This is a genomic window from Paraprevotella clara YIT 11840 (assembly GCF_000233955.1).
GTDB lineage: Bacteria > Bacteroidota > Bacteroidia > Bacteroidales > Bacteroidaceae > Paraprevotella > Paraprevotella clara.
In genome coordinates, this window is sequence record NZ_JH376618.1 from 139283 (window position 1) to 155247 (window position 15965).

Below are 15965 nucleotides of genomic sequence, written 5' to 3' on the forward strand. Positions count from 1 at the left end.
ATTCGTTTATTTGAGTACGGGTACGGGAAACTGCATCGTACAGCAATGCAGCGAACCGTGCTGTCGGATGAGCGGGCGGCAGTCGATACCGACCACTTCATGCTGAGGAAAGGCTTTTTGCAAGGCTTTCCGGGCTTGTTCGTCTAAAGCAGGCTGATGGTAAGTCGGCATCAGTACGGCTCCGTTGACCACCAGGAAATTGGCGTATGTGGCCGGAAGCCGTTGCCCGTCTTCGTCGAAAATGGCTTCCGGCATGGGTAGGGCGACGAGCCGGTAGGGTTCGTCCTGAAGCGTGCGGAACGTGCGAAGCTGTTCTTCCATGCGTGCGAGTGCCTCGTAGTGCTCGTCCGTACGGTCCTCGCATTTCACGTAAGCGATGGTTTGGTCGGGGCAGAAACGGGCCAAAGTGTCTATATGGCTGTCCGTGTCGTCGCCGGACAAATAGCCGTGGTCGAGCCACAACACCCTCTCGACATGCAGGAACGATTTGAGCCGTTCTTCGATGTCGGCGCGGTTCAGGCGGTCGTTGCGGTTGGCCGAAAGCAGACATTCCGAAGTGGTCAGGAGCGTGCCGTGGCCGTCGCTTTCGATGGAACCGCCTTCGAGTACGAAGTCCAAATGGTCCGTGTACGTCCCGTTCAATACGCCTTGCTTCATCAGGCTTCGGTTGATACGGTTGTCCTGGTCGGCGGAGAACTTCTTTCCCCATCCGTTGAAACAGAAATCCAAAAGGAGAGGGCCGGTTTCGTCTATCAGGGTAATAAATCCATGATCGCGTGCCCACGTGTCGTCGGTAGGGCAATCCGCCCATCGTATTTGCGCGAAAGCCTGTGCCGGAAGTTTCTCTTTCAGCAAGGTCTCTACTTTGGTGCGCTCCGGAGTCACTATTAATAAAGGTTCGCGCGAGGCGATTTCGTAAGCCATCCGCACGTAGCAGTCCGTTACTTCCTCCAACATGTGGCACCAATCCGTTCCGGCATGTGGCCATGTGAACTGTACGCCGCTTTGGGGAAACCACTCCGGTGGCAGGAAAGTGCCGCGGATTTCGGTCTGTTCCGGTCCGTTCACCTCCTCGAAACGCAACTCGTACCAGCGTTCTAATGTACTGGAACTTCTGACTTTATATTGCAATCCCATACATCAATCTTATGTTTCGTGTATAATTATGTGTACAAAGATACGAATCTTCCGATAATAATGGCTTTATTTTTATTAACTTTGTGCATAGAATGAGCGAGATGTTGAAAATAGAATCGGCTGCGTTACGGCTTGGGGGACGTTTGCTCTTCCGGGATTTCAGTCTGGAGGTACGGGCAGGCGAGTGGGTTTGTGTGACCGGCGAGTCCGGTTGCGGCAAGACCTCGCTGCTGCGTGCGGTGTTGGGATTCCTCCCGTTGGAGGCTGGGCGGGTATCTGTCGGCGGGGAGGAGTTGACGGAGCATACGGTGGAGCGTATTCGGAAACGCACGGCCTACGTGCCTCAGGAACTGTTCCTTCCGGCTGAATCGGTAGACGAGATGTTGCACCTTCCTTTTCACCTGAAAGCGAACCGGGGCGGAGACTTTTCGGAAGAAAAGCTGTTCCGTTTTTGGACGTTATTGGGGTTGGAGCGGGACTTGCTTCACCGTAAGGTGGTCCAGTTGTCCGGCGGACAGCGGCAACGTATCATTCTGTCGATGGCGGCCATGTTGGGCAAACGCCTTTTGTTGGCCGATGAGCCGACTTCTGCGCTCGACGAGGATAGTGTGGGGAGGGTGTCAGCCCTTTTCCGCCGTCTGACGGCCGGCGGAACGGCCGTATTGAGCGTGTCGCACAACCGGGCTTTTCTGGAAGCCTGCGACCGGGTGGTAAAACTTTGAACGGGCAGCGATGGGAACGGTGGATTTGACTTATACGGGATTGGCCATCGGCATGTTGCTGATGCTGATACCTTTTTATTTTCTGTGGCGTTTCCGCACCGGACTGCTTTCGTCGGCTTTGTGGGGAACCGTGAGGATGACCGTGCAACTGTTGCTCATCGGCGTGTACTTGCGTTTCTTGTTTCAATGGGACAACGAATGGGTCAACGTGCTGTGGATGGCCGTCATGGCCGTCATCGCTTCCCATACGGCTGTCAGTCGCACAGCCTTGCGCCGCGAGGTGCTGCTCCTGCCGGTTTTCACGGGCTTTCTGGCTACGGTCTTGTTGGTGTCGTTGTATTTCCTGGCCTTCGTAGTGCGTGCCGACGATGTGTTTGCCGCCCGTTTCTTCATTCCGGTGGCCGGTGTGTTGTTCGGCAATATGCTGACGGTGAATATCATGGCCGTGAATGTCTATTACAGCGAGTTGCAGCGCGAACAGGATATGTATTATTACCTGTTGGGTAACGGGGCAACCCGTTTTGAGGCTACATTGCCTTTCCTCCGTTCGGCCGTCATCAAATCCTTTTCCCCGTGCATCGCCAACATGGCCGTGCTGGGCATCGTGTCTTTCCCGGGGACGATGATAGGACAGATACTCGGCGGCTCAATGCCTGAAGTAGCCATCAAATACCAGTTGATGATAAGCGTCATCACGGTTGTGGCTTCCATGCTGTCCTTGGTTATCACGATTTCGCTTTCCGTGCGCCGCACGTTCGATGAGTTCGGGCGACTGAAGCCGATATTCAGAAAAGGCCGGAATACTAAATAAATGATAAAATCCACCGGGTTTCTTTGGAAACCTCCCGTCTTATCCCTATCTTTGTGAAAATTTTCTATGACGTGAAAATTAAGGAAGTAGTTTTTGCCCTTGAAAGATTCGCGCCTTTGCCCTTGCAGGAGAGCTATGACAATGCCGGTCTGCAAGTAGGATTGACGGAGGTGGAAGCATCAGGGGCTTTATTGTGTCTTGACGTGACCGAGGAGGTAATAGACGAAGCCGTTTCTTTGGGTTGCAATCTCATCGTGTCACACCATCCGTTGTTGTTCCACGGGCTGAAGACCGTGTCCGACCGCAACTACGTGGAGCGGTGCGTACGGAAGGCCATCCAAAACGACGTGACGGTCTATGCGGCGCATACGAACTTGGATAATGCCGAGGATGGCGTGAACTTCAAAATCGCCGAAAAGTTGGAACTGGAGCAGGTGGGATTGCTTCTGCCGCATCCCGTGAAGGTGAAGGACGGCGGGCATGAATACACCGTCATGGCGGGCAGCGGAGTCATCGGCGTGTTGCCCCAGCCGGAGGATTCCCTGAAGTTTCTCCAGCGCATCAAGTCCGTATTCCATATTGAATGCCTGATGCACAATGAGCTGTTGCAGCGTCCGGTGCGCAAAGTCGTACTTTGCGGAGGGGCGGGCGATTTCATGCTCGAAGAGGCGCTCAACCAGAAAGCCGATGCTTTCCTGACAGGGGAGATGCACTATCATCAGTACTTCGGCCACGATCAGGAGTTGCAGATTGCCGTCATGGGGCATTACCAGAGCGAGCAATACACGAAAGAAATTTTTTATTCCATCATAGGTGAGATTTGTCCCGAACTGCCGCTTTACATGACGGCGGTAGACACTAATCCCATAAAATATTTGTAATAAGCACTATGGCAAAAGACATGAAGAAAGACGCGACGGACCTGTCGATTGAAGAAAAGTTGAAGAACCTGTACCAGTTGCAGACCATGCTTTCCGAAATCGACAAAATCAAGACGTTGCGCGGAGAGCTTCCGTTGGAAGTACAGGACTTGGAAGACGAGATAGAAGGCTTGTCTACCCGTATTGAAAAAATACACGGAGAGATAGGGGAACTGAATGCGGACATTGCCACGCGTAAAGCCAATATCGAAGCCAGCAAAGCCTCTATCGAAAAGTATAGCCAGCAGTTGGACAATGTGCGTAACAATCGTGAGTACGAGTCTTTGAGCAAGGAAATCGAATACCAGACCTTGGACGTGGAGCTGAACGAGAAGCGCATCCGCGAGGCTTACAGTGCCATTGAACACAAGAACGGGGAAATCGCCCATTGCACGGAGCTGATGGACGACCGGCGTGCGGATTTGGATGTGAAGAAATCCGAGTTGGACGATATTATTTCCGAAACGCGGTCGGAAGAAGAGAAGCTGCGCGAAAGTGCCAAGAATCTGGAAGCTACTATCGAACCTCGTTTGTTGTTGGCGTTCAAGCGTATCCGTAAGAACAGCCGTAATGGATTGGGTATCGTTTACGTGCAGCGCGATGCTTGTGGTGGCTGTTTCAATAAAATCCCGCCCCAGCGTCAGTTGGATATCCGTATGCGCAAGAAGATTATCGTATGCGAATACTGCGGCCGTATCATGATAGACCCGGAATTGGCCGGAGTGGAAATCGAAAGCAAGGCGGTAGAAGAAAAGCCGAAGCGTCGCCGTCGGGCTGCCGCTGCTACAGAGGAGTAAGTATATCGCCTTTGGGCATATTCAGGAAAGATTTGCAAACGCGCCTGCGACAATCGTGTCGCAGGCGCGTTTTTTAATACGGCCGTCCTTCTTCCCGTTTCCAAACCCTCATACCATTTTCAGTCCTACTACGGAAATCACCAGGGTGGAGATAAAGAAAAGACGCCAGAACGTAGCCGGCTCATGAAAGAAAAGAATGCCCAACAAGACCGTCCCGGCCGCTCCTATACCAGTCCATATCGGGTAGGCGGTTCCTATTGGAATCGTTTGTATAGCCTTGATTAGTAAATACATGCTGAGTGACATGCAGCAGAGAAAACCCAGCAGCCACGAATAAAACTCCCAGCCGGAAACGCCTTTTAGTCTGCCCATGCAAAAAGTGAAAGCCACTTCGCATAATCCGGCTCCAATCAATGCAATCCAGTTCATATCTTAAAAATGTTTTTATTAGACGCGCAAAGGTAAGGCTTGCATCCGGAAATCTACTTTACATTTGATAAGAAATGACCGTAAAGTGGGAGGAAACGCATGTTTTTCCCTATCTTTACCCAAGATTTAATTTCAGTTGTTCGTGTTTATGGATATTCGTACCATTATCAGTCGTATACATTCCTTGCCGGAATCATCGTTGGAGAAACTGGAAGAGAGCCTTACCCGTGTGGACCGTCCCAAAGGTTTCCGGTTGACGGAAACAGGGAAGGTGGAAAGTAATGTGTTCTTTTTGTCCGAAGGCATAGCCCGTGCTTATCTTCCCGTAGACGGGAAAGAGGTCACTTTCTGGATAGGTGCGGAAGGCAGCACGCTAATGTCGATGAAAAGTTTTGTGAACGATGAAAAAGGGTATGAAACCATAGAATTGATGGAAGACTCCGTGTTGTACATGTTGGAACGGGGACAGCTCTACCGTTTGTTTGAAGAAGACGTTCACATTGCCAACTGGGGGCGGAAGTTTGCGGAGAAGGAATTGTTGAAGACCGAGGAACGCCTTATTCCCTTGTTGTTCACCACGGCTTCGGAGCGTTACCGTAAATTGCTTCGCGACAATCCGGAGCTGCTGCTCCGTCTGCCTTTGGAATGCCTTGCCTCCTATTTGGGCATTACGCCGGTCAGCCTGAGCCGGATAAGGGCGGAGTTAAGATGACGGGCGCGTATGTTCCTGGGGCGTAATAGGGTTGGGCGAAGGAAAATATTTTTAGTTTGTAAAACAAAAAGCATGGTTTCCCGCTTGGAATCCGGGTTCCGGGAGTGTGCAAAATTACTCTCAGGCGAATGAAAAATCAATCTCAGGCGAACGATTTTTCATTCGCCTGAGATTGATTTACCGTTCTGCGGTGAATGATTTTGTATTCTTTTGTTGTTCGTAAAATACTGTAATACAATATCTTAATCGGATAACTGAATTTCCGGGAAAGAAAATCTCAGATTGTTGGATTATTTTCCGTATATTTGTCGTGCGTATCCATGCGGAAGCCTCGTCGGAGGTGGGAGTAGCGTGGGACTGCATATATAAAGAAGGCGTTTACTTGACGCTTTGATTCTTTGGCTACTCAGAATCTCGCAAGTTCTAATCACTGTCGAAGACAAAGCAACGGTAGATGCCCTGTGGGTGTGTTTTATATAAGCCTCTATTGTATCCATGTGTGTTGCATGGATAGAGGGGACGTATATATAAACATATCGGCGTGGGCTTCTGCGTTGCTCGTTCAGACAGTGATGGGCAATGCGAGAGCCTTGAGTAGCGGAACGAGCAACAGGTACAGACTCCCGCGCTTTTTTCGTATATGTACACAATCAAACTTTTTATGGATTCCGGCAGGGGAGTTGGGCGGAAAGTTAAAATGTGGAAATCATGAAAATGAGGTGTTTTTCTTTCTTGATGTTTTTGATGTTGGGCGTGTACGCTTTCGCACAGAAGGACGTGACGCAGTTTCTCGGTATTCCTGTGGACGGGACTGAGGCAGAAATGGTACGGAAACTACAAGCCAAAGGTTTTAAGCGAAACAGTTTGTTGGGTTGGATGGAAGGGGAGTTTAATGGCCGTGAGGTTGTCTTGCTTATTGCCACCAATAATAATAAGGTGTGGCGTGTTGCGGTAAGGGATAAATGGGCGACAGATGAGGCGAATATAAAATTTCGTTTTAATGACTTGTGTAGGCAGTTCTCTAAAAATGAGAAGTATGCGCCTTTGAATGATAATCCGGAATTACCAGAAGAAGAGAAAATAGGTTATGAGATGTTGGTGAATAATAAAAGATACCAATCTGCTTATTACCAGTCACCAAAAGATGTGATTACACTGTCGGAGGAGGAAAGAACGCTTGCTTTATCTGAGGCAGGGCTGAAAGATACATCTTGGGACAGTCTGACTTTGGAAGAAAAGATAGAGCAAACCCCCGTGTTGGTATATTACATGGCAGATAAGTACTGGTCAAAAAAAATGGTTTGGTTTATGATTTCTAAGGATGCCAATGATTACCGTATTGTGATATATTATGATAATGAATACAATCATGCCGATGGTGAAGATTTATAATAACCGATTTAAAAAGAGAATTTTATGAAAGGAATGAATTTGGAAAAGGAAATGGCTGTCCATTGCGGCAAGGTAACGGACAGCATGGAGACGTTGGAAACGTTGTGCTGCGAGAAGGCTGAAAAGCTTCTGGCTACATTGGATGTGTCGGAAGGCGGAAAGGTAGAAGTCCCATTTTGGACGGAGGATTTTCCGGAACTTATTGCCGTAGGCAAGTTCAGCCGCGACAAGTCCGGCAAAGTCATATACGAATTGGACTTTTCCGAGTCCACTTTGTAATCTTCGGGCGCATTTTGTTGATTGTGCTGCAACGAAGTCCTTCCCCTTTGTTTTGCCATTCAATGAAGCAAACAAGGTGGAAGGCATTTTTTATGCTTCCTATCGTGAGGGAAAGCCCTTATAAAATCTCTCCATATTCAGGAATGTCCGGCAGGAACTTGCAGGAGTTCGTTTCGTAATCCATCCTGCAACAATAATGTTGCAGGCCGTTGGAGACAATGAGATAGTCTACGCGTAACACCATGTTGTAACGCGAAATCTGGGCAAATACCTTTTGGGTGATTTCGATGTGTGGGGCTTTGTATTCCACAATGACGCGCGGACGGGCTTGCCGGTCGTAGACCACCGTGTCGCAACGCTTGGCCGTGCCGTTCAACATGAGTGAGATTTCATTGGCCACCAAGCCTGGTGGGTAATGTTTGTGGGTGACGAGGTAATGCACGAAATGTTGTCTCACCCATTCTTCCGGGGTGAGAGCCACATATTTGCGGCGCAATTCATCGAAGACGACCGTCCGGCCGTCCCGCTTTGTCACTTTTATGGGATATTGTGGAAGGTTTAACGTAATCATTTGCTAACTTTGCATGGAATACCCCTCTGTCTTTTGCGGGGTAAAGTGGAAACAAAAATACGCAAAAACAATGAAAACGAAAGCGGAAATCGTGGAAAATTGGTTGCCACGCTATACACAACATCCCTTGTCCGACTTCGGGGAGTATATTTTGCTGACCAATTTCAATAATTACGTAGATATATTCTGTGAACAGTTTAAGCTTCCTCAGCCCGGTTATGGGGCGAACATGCGGATGGCTACGGCGGAGAATATCACTATCATTAACTTTGGAATGGGGAGCCCGAATGCGGCCATTATTATGGATTTGCTAAGTGCAATCGAGCCGAAAGCCTGCCTGTTCTTGGGCAAATGTGGGGGAATCTCTTCTAAAACGAAACTGGGAGACTTGATTCTTCCTTTGGCGGGAATCCGCGGAGAGGGGACATCGAACGATTATTATCCGCCCGAGGTGCCTGCGTTGCCGGCTTTCATGCTCCAGCGGGCGGTGTCGACAGCCATACGGGATGCCCATCGCGATTATTGGACGGGCACGGTGTACACTACGAACCGTAGGATATGGGAGCATGATGAAAAGTTCAAGGAGTATCTGAAAGACACCCGTGCCATGGCTGTGGATATGGAGACGGCTACGCTGTTCACATGCGGTTTCGCCAACCACATCCCGACCGGGGCTTTGCTGCTCGTATCGGACAATCCGATGATGCCCGAGGGGGTAAAAACGGCAGAGAGCGACCGGGAAGTGACGCATAACTTTGCGCCGGAGCATGTCACTATAGGAATAGAGGCGTTGAAACTGATAATAGGTGAACGGAAAACAGTGAAACACCTGAAATATGATTGGTAATCCAAAAGAGAAAAGCAGATGGCAGTGAAGAAAGAAGGGGTGACGTATGATGAAATCGTACGTTCCGTAAGGGCGGGCAATTTCGCGCCCGTTTATTATTTGATGGGCGAGGAGGCTTATTATATAGATAAGGTGAGCGAGTTTATCGTAGACACGGCATTGAAGGAGGAAGAGAAGGATTTTAATCTCACGGTTTGTTACGGCACGGACGTGACGGCCGACGAAGTCATCAATGCGGCAAAGCGTTTCCCGATGATGGCGGAACGGCAGGTGGTTTTGGTGAGGGAGGCACAGAGTTTACCCGGAAAAGAGCGTCTTTCCTTTTACCTGGAGCATCCGCAGACCTCTACGGTGCTGATTTTTTGCCATAAACATGGCGTTTTGGATAAAAGGAAAAAGTTGGCGGCGGATATACAGAAGACAGGAGTCTTGTTTGAGTCCAAAAAATTGTATGATAGCCAGCTCCCGGGATTTGTCACGACCTATTTGCGCCGTAAGGGGGTGGCGATGGAACAAAATGCCGTGATGATGGTTTGTGAGTCTGTGGGGAGTGACCTGTCCCGCCTTTCGGGGGAGTTGGACAAGCTGATGTTGGCTTTGCCGGAAGGGGAGACGCGTATCGGTGCTGCCTTTGTGGAGCAGCATGTCGGTATAAGCAAGGATTTTAACAACTTTGAATTGGTGTCTGCGTTGGTTGCCAAGGATGTACTTAAAGTAAACCGTATCGTGAAATATTTTAACGACAATCCCAAAAACTTTTCTTTGCAGCTTACGCTTTCCGTCATGTTCGGTTTTTTCAGCAACCTGATGGTTGCCTATTATGCGCCGCAACGTACGGAAGAGGGGATAGCCGATTGGGTAGAGCAACCTCGTTGGCAGGTGGCGCGGAATATACTTCCCGCCATGCAAAAGTATTCGGGGGTGAAAGTGATGCAGATAATTGGGAAACTACGTGAAACGGACGCTAAATCGAAAGGTTTGGGTAATACAATCGCCACTCCCGGCGATCTTTTGAAGGAGTTAGCCTACTTTATTTTGCACTAAAACGGCTGTTTTTAATTTATTTGAAGCTTTTCCGAAACTGTTAAAAAGTAAGTTATAGTATTTGATTATAGGAGGTTAGCTCGTTTTTCGCTTCCTGAGATTTCAAAATTCCGGCCCGTCCTTGCCATCGGGTCGGAATTTTTTAGTATTGAAAAAAAGAGCATTTTTTCATTTTCCGGTGATTTACATTATGTTTTATTAGTATTCATGAGTGTGAATTTAATTTATTGGTTTCGTATTTATGATTTATGTTTTTATAGTTTGTATGTGGATTTACGATAGTAAATTCTGAATTTATATTGAGAATAACAGATATTTATATAAGTGTAATTTGGGTTTTGATTTTATAAATGTATGTTTATTCACTAAGATGATTTGTTGTTTATTTTATTGTAAACCATTTGATTATGTGTGTTTGCTGTGAGGGTATTATAATAGATGACGGCATTTTATGCATAGAGATTCTGAATCTGCATGTCGTGCCACAATATATGTGTAATAAGCTGTGAGTAGCCAGTTTTTTAGTTCAGGTAAATGAAGGTTTTCTATAAATTAGATGAATGAGAAAATGGGCTTTCATGTTTATAAATATCAAGAATATCCTTATAGGGTTTATAAAGATAAATGTTTCTGTTTTTAAATATTTATAGAGATGAATTTAATTTTATGGTTTATGTTTATTGCTTGTTCCAATTATTGTTTTTACCTTTGTAAACGTAAAGAACGCCTTTGTTGAGAGAGAAAAACAAAGGGCAATAGAAAAAATGATGAAGGAACGAATATTGCAAATCATGAGAAGGGAAAACATGACTCAACAAGAGTTTGCTAAAGCTATTGAGGTGTCTCCTGCATCCCTGTCAAATATCTTCAATGGTAAAACCAACCCGACGAACAATCATGTGAGTGCGATTCACCGCCGTTTTCCTGATATCAATATAAATTGGTTGATGTTTGGAGAAGGTGATATGTATACAACTGTTTCGGATGAAACTAAAGATGGTGCCGACGGAGGGGAAAGTACGATTAGAAGCGATGTGGAAAAAGCTCCTATAGATACGAAGGGGGAACCTATGCTCTTCGACATTTCAGATCCTGAACACTATGCCGCATGGGCACGAATGGAAGATATCAAAGACGTGGATGACCAGAATCGGCAAATTCCCGTGATGCGCGAGGTGGTAAAGTATGTAGACAAACCTCAACGTAAGATTACGGAGATAAGAATTTTCTTCGATGATGGAACTTTTGAAGTTTTTAGTTGATTGAAAAGAAGAATCAGGACAATTTTATAGCCATCTCTTTGTTATGGCTTCTGCCTTTAGGATAAAATACACATTTCTATCCTTGTTTTTCATCTGTTTCAGCATTCATCTTGCCTATCTTTGCTATCGCGAAGATGGGATTCGGTTCGGCAAAGCCAAATGAGAAAACTTCGTTTTCATTTGTCTCTGCACTCACCTTGCGTTATCTTTGCTATCGCGAAGATGGGATTCGGTTCGGCAAAGCCAAATGAGAAAACTTCGTTTTCATTTGTCTCTGCACTCACCTTTCACTATCTTTGCAGGAGTTTGATATACCATTTGGAATATACCTATTTTATAAGATGAAAAAATATATTTTGGATTTGACGCTGACGGCTAATGAGCATTTACGGGCAGGATATGCGTTGTTGAAGCTTACGCATGAGCAACCTCTGCCGAAGATGTGTCCCGGCCAGTTTGCCGAGTTGAAGGTAGACGGTTCGGAAACGACCTTTTTACGGCGTCCTATTTCTGTCAATTACGTAGACGAAGAGAAAAATGAGGTTTGGTTTCTGATTCATGAAATAGGAGACGGAACCCGTAACTTAGGAGCTCTGGAAGTAGGAGACAAACTCAATGTGGTTATGCCCTTAGGGAACGGTTTTACGATGCCTTCGTCCGGTGATGAGAAAGTGCTGTTGGTGGGAGGCGGTGTCGGTACGGCTCCATTGCTTTTCATGGGAAAAGAGATGGTGAAGCTTGGCTGTCGGCCTGCTTTCTTATTGGGCGGCCGTTCGGCGGGAGACTTGATGCAGTTGGACATGTTCAGGGCATTGGGTGATGTGTATATCACGACTGAGGACGCTTCCGAGGGAGAGAAAGGTTTTGTAACGCAGCATTCCGTGTGGCAACGTGAACATTTTGACCGTATAGCCACCTGCGGCCCCAAACCGATGATGATGGCCGTAGCGCGATATGCAAAGTCAAAAGGCATACCGTGCGAAGTTTCGTTGGAGAATATGATGGCTTGTGGAGTGGGTGCCTGCTTGTGTTGCGTGGAGAATACTACGGAAGGGCATTTGTGTGTGTGTAAAGAGGGACCCGTTTTCAATACGAATAGATTGTTATGGCAGATTTAAGTGTAAATATAGGGAAGTTACAACTGAAAAATCCCGTAATGACCGCTTCCGGCACTTTCGGGTACGGTCTTGAGTTCGCAGACTTTGTGAACTTGGAAGATATCGGCGGAATCATTGTAAAAGGTACGACATTGAAGCCTCGTGAAGGTAATCCTTATCCCCGCATGGCAGAGACGCCTCAAGGGATGTTGAACTGTGTGGGGCTGCAAAACAAGGGCGTGGATTATTTTTGCGAGCATATTTATCCCCAAATTAAAGACATCCGTACGAACATGATCGTGAATGTCTCCGGCTCGTGTTGCGAGGACTATGCGGAGTGTGCCGCACGCATTAACGAACTGGAGCGCATTCCGGCCATAGAACTGAACATATCCTGTCCGAACGTGAAGCAAGGGGGGATGGCTTTCGGCGTGACAGCCGAAGGGGCTTCGGCTGTGGTAAAAGCCGTGCGTAAGGCGTATGACAAGACTTTGATTGTCAAACTGTCTCCGAATGTGACGAATGTGGCAGACATAGCTCGTAGTGTGGAAGACGCCGGAGCGGATTCCGTGAGTCTTATCAATACGTTGATGGGAATGGCTATCGACATCGAAAAACGCCGCCCGGTATTGTCCATAGCCACCGGGGGGCTGAGTGGTCCGGCTGTGAAGCCCGTGGCTTTACGTATGGTATGGCAGGTAGCCCAAGCGGTGAAGATACCCGTAGTAGGTTTAGGGGGAATCATGAATGCGCGTGATGCCATAGAATTTCTTTTGGCGGGAGCTTCGGCCATAGAAATCGGGACGGCTAATTTCATAGATCCGGCTGTAACGGTAAAGGTAGCCCGAGGGATAGATGAATATCTGGAACGGCACGGTTGTCGCAGTGTACGTGAAATTATCGGTGCTTTAGGAGAGTAAATAGGATTTTCCCTATCTTCCCGTCGGGTTTTTCTTTGCATAATAAAGAGACTTATATGTATATTTGCATTATAAACATTTAAACAAGCATAATTATGAGATGGTTCAAATATTGCAAATTCCTTATGGTCTGCTGCTTGGTAGCAGTGTTCAGCGGGTGCGAAGAAGACGATGATTACCGGGGATACATGCTTTCAGGACGTTGGTTCGGTAATTTGGGAATGATGGTGGACGGTCAGCCGGCCATTGGTTCCGACTTGGAATTTATTCCTCAGGACTATGGAGGTTACACCGAAGGCTATGGTTACGAAACGGATTACTATTACGGCTGGCGGGGTCGGGTGGAAATTGTCGAGCATTACTTTACTTGGACGGTAAGAGACGGCATTATTTACCTGCATTTCGATAATCCGGAACTTGATTGCAATATCCGTGATTACAGTTTGTCTCCCGATTATTTCGAGGGCTATATGGATGGGGTGTATTCGTCCACATGGTTTACGTTGCGTAACTATGAGCGTTATTGGAATGATTATGGATATTGGAGTGCGGGCTATTCTTATCGTAACGGTGCCGATGTCCGGAGTGACAGCGTACAAGTTTATAAGAAGATTCCGAAATGTGTGAGAACTGTAAATGTAGATTCTCTCATGCAAGTCAGCAAGTGATTTTAATTTGTTCGGAAAGCAAAGCGCAGAAGTTCGGGAAAGGACTTCTGCGCTTTTATTTTATGTCAAAGAGAAACGTGTGTTTCGTCCGTCTGTACGGTTCGGAACGTTTGCCTTATCCTTGCAATTTGGCCATGAATTTCTTGCGGTCTACTATAAAGCGAAGATGTTCTCCTTCTCCGATGGTTCCTGTTTCATCTTCGGCTATGACCTTGAAAGTCAGTTTACGTCCTTCAATTCCGGTTAGTACGGCCGTGGCCGTAATGGTCTTGCCCAAAGCCGTAGGTTTGAGGTGAGAGGAACTGATATGTCCTCCTACGGTTGTCATACCTTCGTCCAAAGCCTCTTTTACAGCCAGCATGGCCGCATTCTCCATTAAGGCCATCATAACGGGCGTGGCCAGGACTTCCAAGTCTCCGCTACCTGCCTGGATAGCCAGATGTTTGTTTTCGACGGTGAGTGTACTGGTGTGTGTCAATCCTATTTCCATTTGTTTTTGCTGTTTGATAATGACAGGACAAAAATACGAATTTAAAATAAAATCCGGAGTGTGTTTTTATAGAAAAGTGGAAGGACGGGAGGGATAAAACCGATTACAGGCGAATGAAGAACCTGTATCCTCATCCGCCTGTAACCCGTTTCTTTACTTTTAATCGAGATTTGCTTTTTCTACATTTTCTTTTTTAGTGGCACTTAGCAAGCCGTTCCGGTTTGGAAACCGCCCTTGCCGAATTGCATGGACGTGCTGGACATAAAGAAGTCCCGGTTTAACTTGGATTCTTTGTGCATACCCGCCAACATTACTACAGCGAAAAGTACCAAAAGTACTGCTGCCATAAGTATTACGGCAAACAGCATAATACCCATTGTCATCATAATCTTTTTACCTTTTTAATTAAACAATCTTTTTTACCTTTCAAAACCTCTACCTCAGAGAGTTCTTTTAATCTTTCTAATAACCTTTTTTCTTCTTATGACACTGCAAAGTTATAACCAAAAAGGCCGCAGGTCAAGAGTTTGCCTCCTATATTTGAAGAATAAGAGGAAATAATTGACGTATATCAAGAAATTATATCCCGTTTGTTGCTTTATGGTTACAAAGACGACAAGAATGACAGTGATTGCTGACAAAATGGCATGAAAATAGGGCAAAACCGGTTTTAACGTACTTTATTGCGATGGTAATGAGGGCTGACGTAAAGGTTGAAAAACAGCATGGAAGCCACGCAAAGTATGCTGCCGAACAGATAGACGGCATCGAAGGCATATTGTTGTGCGATGTAACCGCCCGTGGAAATGCCCAGACCGATACCTATATCCCATGAAGTCAGATAAGTACTGGTTGCGGTTCCCCGCTGGTTGTTAGGGGCGAGGTTGACATACAGTGTGTTGTAGGCCGGGAACATCACACCGAACCCGATGCCCAGCATGAAGGGTACGAGGTAGAATATGAAAGAACACCATGCTTCGCTGTAAGCAATGACCGTAGAGCAGCAGGAGAGCAGGAAGAATGCCGCAATGACTACATAAAAACCATACGAAATAGTCTGGGTGATGTATCCGCGGTCCACGAACTTTCCGGCAAAGATACGGCTGATACCCATCCCCACAGCCATGAGGGTGAAAAAGAAACCGGTGGGTACCTGAAGCCCTATTTCGCGGGCATAAACGGCCACATAATTGGTTGTCGCCCCATAGGGAATGGAAAGCAGGAGCAAGGCAATGCCGGCGGGAATGCCTTTCAGCAGGATGAAGCGGTCGAGCGAAACCGGCGGACGTTTGACCGGAACCTTCCGCGGCGCTTTGACGGAAACGGCTGCCAGAAAACCAAGGACACAGGTAAGCAGTCCGATGCTGAAAATATGTTCATAGCTTAAATGGGAATCGTGCAGGAACAGGCCTGTCATCGGTCCGATGCTCATGGCCACGTTGTTGGTGAGTCCGTAATATCCGAGGGCTTCTCCCCGGCGATTGGAAGGCGTGATGTCGATGACCAACGTGTTGCCGCCTACGGTAACCGTGCCGAATGCCACGCCGTGGACGGCACGCAAGAGGATGAATACGGCCAGCAGGCTTGTCAGGACATAACCGGCAAAAATGGCCGTAAACAGCAGATAGGCCATGATGTAGATGGGTTTGCGGGCAAATCCGTCGTACAGATATCCCATGAAGGGGCGCGTACACAAGGCCGACACGGTGTAGCAACTTAGGATGGTACCGACGGCCGCCTCTCCGCAAGAGAAAGTTTCTTTCAGATAGAAAGGCAAAACAGGAACAAGCAGCCAAAATCCGAAATAAAGCAGGAAATTGGCTGCAAGTATACAAATGAAGCTGCGTGTGACTAATCTGTCTCCCAC

The 15965-nt window shown here is 47.3% G+C and carries 19 protein-coding genes; 13 read left to right on the forward strand and 6 right to left on the reverse strand.

Annotated features, from left to right (window positions below):
• Positions 1–6: 6 nt before the first annotated feature.
• Positions 7–1137: an agmatine deiminase family protein gene (locus HMPREF9441_RS13725; RefSeq protein WP_008622237.1), complete on the reverse strand. Its 1131-nt coding sequence runs from the start codon at positions 1135–1137 to the stop codon at positions 7–9.
• 101 nt (positions 1138–1238) lie between these two features.
• On the opposite strand from HMPREF9441_RS13725, the gene HMPREF9441_RS13730 reads away from it, so the two are divergent.
• The 4 genes from HMPREF9441_RS13730 (at position 1239) to HMPREF9441_RS13745 (ending at position 4387) form a co-directional block, all read left to right on the forward strand.
• Entirely contained in the window at positions 1239–1859 is a 621-nt protein-coding gene (locus HMPREF9441_RS13730) for an ABC transporter ATP-binding protein (RefSeq protein WP_039865362.1), read from the forward strand.
• A 10-nt stretch (positions 1860–1869) separates the two neighbouring features.
• Positions 1870–2670 (forward strand): ABC transporter permease, encoded by an 801-nt coding sequence (locus HMPREF9441_RS13735; protein ID WP_008622243.1) that lies wholly within the window; start codon positions 1870–1872, stop codon positions 2668–2670.
• Between the two features lie 71 nt (positions 2671–2741).
• A complete protein-coding gene (locus HMPREF9441_RS13740; RefSeq protein WP_172634970.1) occupies positions 2742–3551 on the forward strand; it encodes a Nif3-like dinuclear metal center hexameric protein in 810 nt (269 codons plus the stop codon).
• An 8-nt stretch (positions 3552–3559) separates the two neighbouring features.
• Positions 3560–4387 (forward strand): zinc ribbon domain-containing protein, encoded by an 828-nt coding sequence (locus HMPREF9441_RS13745; protein ID WP_008622245.1) that lies wholly within the window; start codon positions 3560–3562, stop codon positions 4385–4387.
• 108 nt (positions 4388–4495) lie between these two features.
• Here the strand turns inward: HMPREF9441_RS13745 and HMPREF9441_RS13750 are convergent, their stop codons facing one another.
• The gene (locus HMPREF9441_RS13750; RefSeq protein ID WP_008622247.1) at positions 4496–4816 is read right to left on the reverse strand and encodes a DMT family transporter; all 321 of its coding nucleotides are present in this window, start codon (positions 4814–4816) and stop codon (positions 4496–4498) included.
• Between the two features lie 148 nt (positions 4817–4964).
• Here HMPREF9441_RS13750 and HMPREF9441_RS13755 point away from each other — a divergent pair, with 148 nt between their 5' ends.
• The 3 genes from HMPREF9441_RS13755 (at position 4965) to HMPREF9441_RS13765 (ending at position 7199) form a co-directional block, all read left to right on the forward strand.
• Positions 4965–5528: a Crp/Fnr family transcriptional regulator gene (locus tag HMPREF9441_RS13755; RefSeq protein ID WP_008622248.1), complete on the forward strand. Its 564-nt coding sequence runs from the start codon at positions 4965–4967 to the stop codon at positions 5526–5528.
• Positions 5529–6236: 708 nt separating this feature from the next.
• Positions 6237–6920 carry a hypothetical protein gene (locus HMPREF9441_RS13760; RefSeq protein WP_008622249.1) on the forward strand — a complete coding sequence of 228 codons (684 nt, stop codon included), beginning with the start codon at positions 6237–6239 and terminating at the stop codon, positions 6918–6920.
• A 24-nt stretch (positions 6921–6944) separates the two neighbouring features.
• Positions 6945–7199 carry a hypothetical protein gene (locus HMPREF9441_RS13765; protein WP_008622250.1) on the forward strand — a complete coding sequence of 85 codons (255 nt, stop codon included), beginning with the start codon at positions 6945–6947 and terminating at the stop codon, positions 7197–7199.
• Positions 7200–7317: 118 nt separating this feature from the next.
• On the opposite strand, the gene HMPREF9441_RS13770 is transcribed toward HMPREF9441_RS13765, so the two are convergent.
• Complete coding sequence (locus tag HMPREF9441_RS13770) at positions 7318–7770, reverse strand: type I restriction enzyme HsdR N-terminal domain-containing protein (RefSeq protein WP_008622251.1); 453 nt, start codon at positions 7768–7770, stop codon at positions 7318–7320.
• Between the two features lie 70 nt (positions 7771–7840).
• On the opposite strand from HMPREF9441_RS13770, the gene HMPREF9441_RS13775 reads away from it, so the two are divergent.
• The 6 genes from HMPREF9441_RS13775 to HMPREF9441_RS13800 all read left to right on the forward strand — a co-directional run bounded on the left by HMPREF9441_RS13775 (position 7841) and on the right by HMPREF9441_RS13800 (position 13608).
• Positions 7841–8617, forward strand: a complete 777-nt coding sequence (locus HMPREF9441_RS13775) for an AMP nucleosidase (RefSeq protein ID WP_021980591.1) — start codon at positions 7841–7843, stop codon at positions 8615–8617.
• A 24-nt stretch (positions 8618–8641) separates the two neighbouring features.
• Positions 8642–9661 (forward strand): DNA polymerase III subunit delta, encoded by a 1020-nt coding sequence (holA, locus tag HMPREF9441_RS13780; RefSeq protein WP_039865363.1) that lies wholly within the window; start codon positions 8642–8644, stop codon positions 9659–9661.
• Positions 9662–10425: 764 nt separating this feature from the next.
• Positions 10426–10923: a helix-turn-helix domain-containing protein gene (locus HMPREF9441_RS13785; RefSeq protein WP_244949778.1), complete on the forward strand. Its 498-nt coding sequence runs from the start codon at positions 10426–10428 to the stop codon at positions 10921–10923.
• A 341-nt stretch (positions 10924–11264) separates the two neighbouring features.
• On the forward strand, positions 11265–12041 hold the full coding sequence (locus HMPREF9441_RS13790) for a dihydroorotate dehydrogenase electron transfer subunit (RefSeq protein WP_039865351.1): 777 nt from the start codon (positions 11265–11267) through the stop codon (positions 12039–12041).
• Positions 12029–12940, forward strand: coding sequence for a dihydroorotate dehydrogenase (locus tag HMPREF9441_RS13795; RefSeq protein ID WP_008622259.1), 912 nt, complete (start codon positions 12029–12031; stop codon positions 12938–12940). The genes HMPREF9441_RS13790 and HMPREF9441_RS13795 overlap by 13 nt, the downstream gene beginning before the upstream one ends.
• Before the next feature lie 95 nt (positions 12941–13035).
• Positions 13036–13608: a hypothetical protein gene (locus HMPREF9441_RS13800; protein WP_008622261.1), complete on the forward strand. Its 573-nt coding sequence runs from the start codon at positions 13036–13038 to the stop codon at positions 13606–13608.
• 115 nt (positions 13609–13723) lie between these two features.
• On the opposite strand, the gene HMPREF9441_RS13805 is transcribed toward HMPREF9441_RS13800, so the two are convergent.
• The 3 genes from HMPREF9441_RS13805 to HMPREF9441_RS13815 all read right to left on the reverse strand — a co-directional run bounded on the left by HMPREF9441_RS13805 (position 13724) and on the right by HMPREF9441_RS13815 (position 15965).
• Complete coding sequence (locus tag HMPREF9441_RS13805) at positions 13724–14098, reverse strand: thioesterase family protein (protein WP_008622265.1); 375 nt, start codon at positions 14096–14098, stop codon at positions 13724–13726.
• 203 nt (positions 14099–14301) lie between these two features.
• On the reverse strand, positions 14302–14484 hold the full coding sequence (locus HMPREF9441_RS13810; RefSeq protein ID WP_008622266.1) for a hypothetical protein: 183 nt from the start codon (positions 14482–14484) through the stop codon (positions 14302–14304).
• 284 nt (positions 14485–14768) lie between these two features.
• A complete protein-coding gene (locus HMPREF9441_RS13815) occupies positions 14769–15965 on the reverse strand; it encodes an MFS transporter (protein ID WP_021980598.1) in 1197 nt (398 codons plus the stop codon).

Excerpts from the sequence above, each read along its gene's own strand:
- HMPREF9441_RS13725 (WP_008622237.1), bottom strand. The coding sequence starts at position 1,137 with ATGGGATTGCAATATAAAGTCAGAAGTTCCAGTACATTAGAACGCTGG.
- HMPREF9441_RS13735 (WP_008622243.1), top strand. The coding sequence starts at position 1,870 with ATGGGAACGGTGGATTTGACTTATACGGGATTGGCCATCGGCATGTTG.
- HMPREF9441_RS13810 (WP_008622266.1), bottom strand. The coding sequence starts at position 14,484 with ATGATGACAATGGGTATTATGCTGTTTGCCGTAATACTTATGGCAGCA.
- HMPREF9441_RS13765 (WP_008622250.1), top strand. The coding sequence starts at position 6,945 with ATGAAAGGAATGAATTTGGAAAAGGAAATGGCTGTCCATTGCGGCAAG.
- HMPREF9441_RS13730 (WP_039865362.1), top strand. The coding sequence starts at position 1,239 with ATGTTGAAAATAGAATCGGCTGCGTTACGGCTTGGGGGACGTTTGCTC.
- HMPREF9441_RS13760 (WP_008622249.1), top strand. The coding sequence starts at position 6,237 with ATGAAAATGAGGTGTTTTTCTTTCTTGATGTTTTTGATGTTGGGCGTG.
- HMPREF9441_RS13745 (WP_008622245.1), top strand. The coding sequence starts at position 3,560 with ATGGCAAAAGACATGAAGAAAGACGCGACGGACCTGTCGATTGAAGAA.
- HMPREF9441_RS13785 (WP_244949778.1), top strand. The coding sequence starts at position 10,426 with ATGATGAAGGAACGAATATTGCAAATCATGAGAAGGGAAAACATGACT.
- HMPREF9441_RS13805 (WP_008622265.1), bottom strand. The coding sequence starts at position 14,098 with ATGGAAATAGGATTGACACACACCAGTACACTCACCGTCGAAAACAAA.
- HMPREF9441_RS13770 (WP_008622251.1), bottom strand. The coding sequence starts at position 7,770 with ATGATTACGTTAAACCTTCCACAATATCCCATAAAAGTGACAAAGCGG.
- HMPREF9441_RS13755 (WP_008622248.1), top strand. The coding sequence starts at position 4,965 with ATGGATATTCGTACCATTATCAGTCGTATACATTCCTTGCCGGAATCA.
- HMPREF9441_RS13795 (WP_008622259.1), top strand. The coding sequence starts at position 12,029 with ATGGCAGATTTAAGTGTAAATATAGGGAAGTTACAACTGAAAAATCCC.
- HMPREF9441_RS13790 (WP_039865351.1), top strand. The coding sequence starts at position 11,265 with ATGAAAAAATATATTTTGGATTTGACGCTGACGGCTAATGAGCATTTA.
- HMPREF9441_RS13800 (WP_008622261.1), top strand. The coding sequence starts at position 13,036 with ATGAGATGGTTCAAATATTGCAAATTCCTTATGGTCTGCTGCTTGGTA.
- HMPREF9441_RS13750 (WP_008622247.1), bottom strand. The coding sequence starts at position 4,816 with ATGAACTGGATTGCATTGATTGGAGCCGGATTATGCGAAGTGGCTTTC.
- HMPREF9441_RS13775 (WP_021980591.1), top strand. The coding sequence starts at position 7,841 with ATGAAAACGAAAGCGGAAATCGTGGAAAATTGGTTGCCACGCTATACA.